The organism is Paenarthrobacter sp. CM16 (assembly GCF_013179505.1).
Lineage (GTDB): Bacteria > Actinomycetota > Actinomycetes > Actinomycetales > Micrococcaceae > Arthrobacter.
The window spans coordinates 1-3,513 of record NZ_JABMCX010000389.1; the positions used below are offsets into that span (position 1 = coordinate 1).

5 protein-coding genes are annotated in these 3,513 nt (G+C 61.6%); all 5 read right to left on the minus strand.

Annotated features, from left to right (window positions below; all coding sequences use genetic code 11):
- Positions 1-128 (minus strand): single-stranded DNA-binding protein (locus HP499_RS22210; RefSeq protein ID WP_172326266.1); only part of this gene is annotated, 128 nt, incomplete at its 3' end.
- A 347-nt stretch (positions 129-475) separates the two neighbouring features.
- On the minus strand, positions 476-784 hold the full coding sequence (locus tag HP499_RS22215; protein WP_172326262.1) for a hypothetical protein: 309 nt from the start codon (positions 782-784) through the stop codon (positions 476-478).
- On the minus strand, positions 781-1,065 hold the full coding sequence (locus tag HP499_RS22220; RefSeq protein WP_172326263.1) for a glutaredoxin family protein: 285 nt from the start codon (positions 1,063-1,065) through the stop codon (positions 781-783). The genes HP499_RS22215 and HP499_RS22220 overlap by 4 nt, the downstream gene beginning before the upstream one ends.
- 514 nt (positions 1,066-1,579) lie before the next feature.
- The gene (locus HP499_RS22225; protein WP_172326264.1) at positions 1,580-1,789 is read right to left on the minus strand and encodes a hypothetical protein; all 210 of its coding nucleotides are present in this window, start codon (positions 1,787-1,789) and stop codon (positions 1,580-1,582) included.
- Between the two features lie 250 nt (positions 1,790-2,039).
- Complete coding sequence (locus HP499_RS22230) at positions 2,040-3,386, minus strand: ParB/RepB/Spo0J family partition protein (protein ID WP_172326265.1); 1,347 nt, start codon at positions 3,384-3,386, stop codon at positions 2,040-2,042.
- Positions 3,387-3,513: the final 127 nt, after the last annotated feature.

Consider the following 3,513-nt stretch of genomic DNA (forward strand, 5'->3'; position numbering starts at 1 on the left):
TGGCGGTCGAAGGTCCTGGGCGTGGAGGCGATCGTGAAGTTCGCTACCGCGGATCCCGACGGGGTGAACCTCAGCTCGGGGTCAGATGTCAGGTTTCCGATGACGGTAATGGTGGTTTCGCCGGCCATGATGGTTCCTTTTCCTCGTGTGCTGTTGGTGTTCTCGGTCTGTGTGCTGGTTTCGTTCTGAGGTTCGGTCCCACCCGGTTCATCGTGGGTGAGGTCGTTGGGTTGGTGCTGGTCTGCGGTGTGTTCGTCCCAGAGACCGCCCTCCCCTATCGGGGCCCTGCTGATCGCGGCAAGGTAGCGGTCATCCTCGACACTGAGGGGGATGCCGTAGTAGCCGGCGAAAGGTTCCTCCTTGGCGTCGGGGTAGATCCTGCCGCTGGGGTTGGTCTCCCGGAACAAGTCCACGTCCAGCGGGACCCGTGGGCTGATCTTGAACCCATCTACAGGGTGCGGGGTGGTCACTGTCCTCACCCTGCTTGGTGGTTGATGCCGTCATCGCTCTGGGCGAGTTCGGCGTTGCGGACGCTCAGCCGGGCGGTGAGCTGCTCTTCAAGGAGATCGCGGTTGCTGACCTCGTACCTGCTTTCGTTTTCCTCGTCGTAGAAGACGGTTGAGGCGCTGTAGAAGCGTCCCTCGGCCGGAGTTGCCGGGGAGTTCAGGAACGCAAGCCCGTACGCGGCAGCCTGGACTTCGGGATCGGTGCGAAGTTCTGCGGGAACACCCTGTTCGTCCAGGATCAGTGTGATGGTCTCGGCGGTGATGGGTGTGGCGTTCATGATGCCTCCTGGTGGCTTGCGGTGGTGTGGGTCATGGCGGCCTGGACGAGCTTGTCGCGGCGTAACCCGGACCAGTGGTCCTGGTCATCGGAGTTGTTCACGATGACGGGTGCCTGGGAGTAGCCGAGCTCTTGGGTGATGTATTCCAGCGCTGCCGGCACTTCGGTGATGTCCACGGGCGTGTAAGTGATGCCTTTGGAGTCGAAGTACTCCATGGTGCGGTCGCAGTTCGGGCAACCGGGCTTGGTGTAAACCGTGTAATCGGTGATTGAGGAAGTCATTTTCAGTCCTGGGTTTCGTATCAGTTTGGTTAGGTTCGTCTGGCTGACTTGCTACTACTATTCTAGCGTTTATCCACTCGGATTTAAAGGGTTTTGCCCTTATTTCTAGGGATTTTTACTCAGTCTTTGGTAGTGATTTTTCTGGTGATTATCGCGCGCGGCGTGTTGTGGAAGATCGCGGGTAGTAGTCCGACGTGACTCCCCCGGCTTCTTTAGCAGCTGCCCTGGGCGGCTGGTTCTTATGCCTGCATCAGGTGATGTCGCGTGCCCCCATGTGTCGTCCAGGCTGAAAGAAAATTTCCTCAACGCGTGGCCGGTCGGCAGCGGGTGTCTTGAACCATGGGAGACGTTGCCGGTCGTTCTGCTCTGGCAGCTAACTGCTCCGTGGTGGCGCGGGCTGGGCCGCTAGTCGGGTTAAAGGGTGAAGGGCCGGCACTGTAAGTGCCGGCCCTTCCTATTTTCCCTCTGCAAAAGGAAATCTGTGGTTCAGTCTACAAGACTGAAGTCTTGCCCGTCAGGGCGTGGTCCGGCGCTGTGTTGCCCGGTGCCGGCGCAGGAGAAGGTAAGTGCCCAGGGCAAGGAGGGCTCCGATCGCTGCGCCGATGATCAAGCCGGTGATGCTGCCCATGTGCTCCAGGACCTCATTCAGGCCAGGAAACAGCTCGGCAAGAGAGATCCCCGGGGGCGTCTGCGTGGTCATCGCGACTCCTGTCTGTGCTGCCATAGGCTGAGCCTAACGGTGGCCTCTGACAAAGATTTCTTAACTAATAGTGAAGAAGTTCTAGTGAATGTGACGGCGCGGCACTTTGTTTGTGTGTGCCTGGTGGCGCTGAACGGCGGTCCGCCGCTGGTGATTGGCTGCTGTGGTTCGCCCTGGGCGGCGGACCGCCCGACGTTTGGGAGGTTCCCGGCCCTGCTCGTGGTGAGTGGCCGGGGGCCTTGCCGGGCGGTGGGGGTTCCGCCCGGCAAGGGGTCTAGGCGGCTTCGGGTTCGTCTGCGCTTTCGGTGGTTTCCTCGGTTTCTGTCTTGGGGTCGGTGAGGATGATCTTTTCAACGTCGCTGGCCTCGTATCCCCATGCCGTGAGCTGGGTGAGGTAGTAGCGGGTGTCGCTTCCTCGAGTCCGCCAGCTCGTGCGATCGATGTTTGCCTCGTACGCGGTGATCATCATGGCGAGGGTGACCGTTTCGGGTTTGGTGGTGGGCTTGTCCACGTAGGCTGTGAACTCGCCGTACCCGGTGCCGGTGCCCAGCAGTTCCGCCGTGAGTTCGGTCTTGTTCAAGGCCTTGGTCAGGATGTAGCTGGCGTGGGCAATGGTGTGGGCGATGAACTTCTGGGAGTTCTTTGGCAGGGCCTTGCGTGCCAGCAGGGTTTTGACGAACTCCCTGCGTACCACCTCGGCCGAATCCATGGCTTTGTTGTTTTCGATGACCTCCCGGCGTGCGGCTTTTTCCTCGTCGGTCATCCCTCCTGCCGGGGCTTTGCCGTCCTTCCGCAGCCCGCGTGCCTTCCAGTCAGCCACGGCGAACCTCGTCATCAAACCGCTGTAACCGATGCCGATGTAAACCGCGTCGGCGTCCGTCTCGCTGAGGCGTTCGCCCTCGGGGGTGGTCAGTGCGGAGATCAGGGCGGCGGGTCCCTTGTAGTCGTAGTAACCGGGATCCTGTTCCAACACGGTGAGACCTTTAGCGGCTGCCTCGGCGCAGGCTTCGGCGAGCAGGGCGTTGTTCCTGCGCTCGTCCCGGAGCCGCTGCGCCCGGTGGGCGAAGTTCCCGGGGTTCTCAGTGGCGAGGCGTTCGAGCGTGGCCACTGCGTCGGCATCGTCCGCGAATTCCTCGATCACGGCGGACTGCTCCAGCGTCAGGCCTTGGTCCAGTGCCTGGGCTGCGGTGGCGTTCGCTTTGACCTTCAGCGCGGTTTCCACCACGGCTTTCTTGGCTCCCATCTTCCGGGCGATGACGTTGGCGCTCACGCCCAGCAGTGCCATTTGGTGGAAGGCTTCGGCGCGGTCGCTGTCGGCGAGTGCGCTGCGGTGGTCGTTCTCAACTACCTGCGTGGCGAGTCGTTCCGCTTCCTCGGGGCTGGCCCCGACGAGCACAGGAATGGTCGCCGCTCCTGCCTCCACGGCTCCAAGGGTACGGCGCTGCCCCATCAGAACGTGCACGGTTCCGTCCTCGGTCCGGTGGGCGACGACAGGCACCAGCACGCCATGTTCCTTGATGCTGGCCACGAACTCCTTGGTGAGTCCGGCATCCTTGCGGACGTTGGTGTCCACCGTGAGGGTGGTGGGGTCAAGCAGTTCGAGCGTGGGTGCTGCGTTCATTGGTTTTGTGTCCTTTGCAGAGGATTGGTGAGGGAGCGGTGTGACCCGGCCAGCTACTTTCTTTCCTCCCCCGTTGTTTTTTGGCTGCTGGCGAAGCTTGCGGAGCTGTGGCCGACGGAGGCCTGTC

Bases quoted from the DNA above. Each gene is read 5' to 3' on its own strand.
- HP499_RS22215 (WP_172326262.1), bottom strand. From the start codon at position 784: ATGAACGCCACACCCATCACCGCCGAGACCATCACACTGATCCTGGAC.
- HP499_RS22220 (WP_172326263.1), bottom strand. From the start codon at position 1,065: ATGACTTCCTCAATCACCGATTACACGGTTTACACCAAGCCCGGTTGC.
- HP499_RS22225 (WP_172326264.1), bottom strand. From the start codon at position 1,789: ATGGCAGCACAGACAGGAGTCGCGATGACCACGCAGACGCCCCCGGGG.
- HP499_RS22230 (WP_172326265.1), bottom strand. From the start codon at position 3,386: ATGAACGCAGCACCCACGCTCGAACTGCTTGACCCCACCACCCTCACG.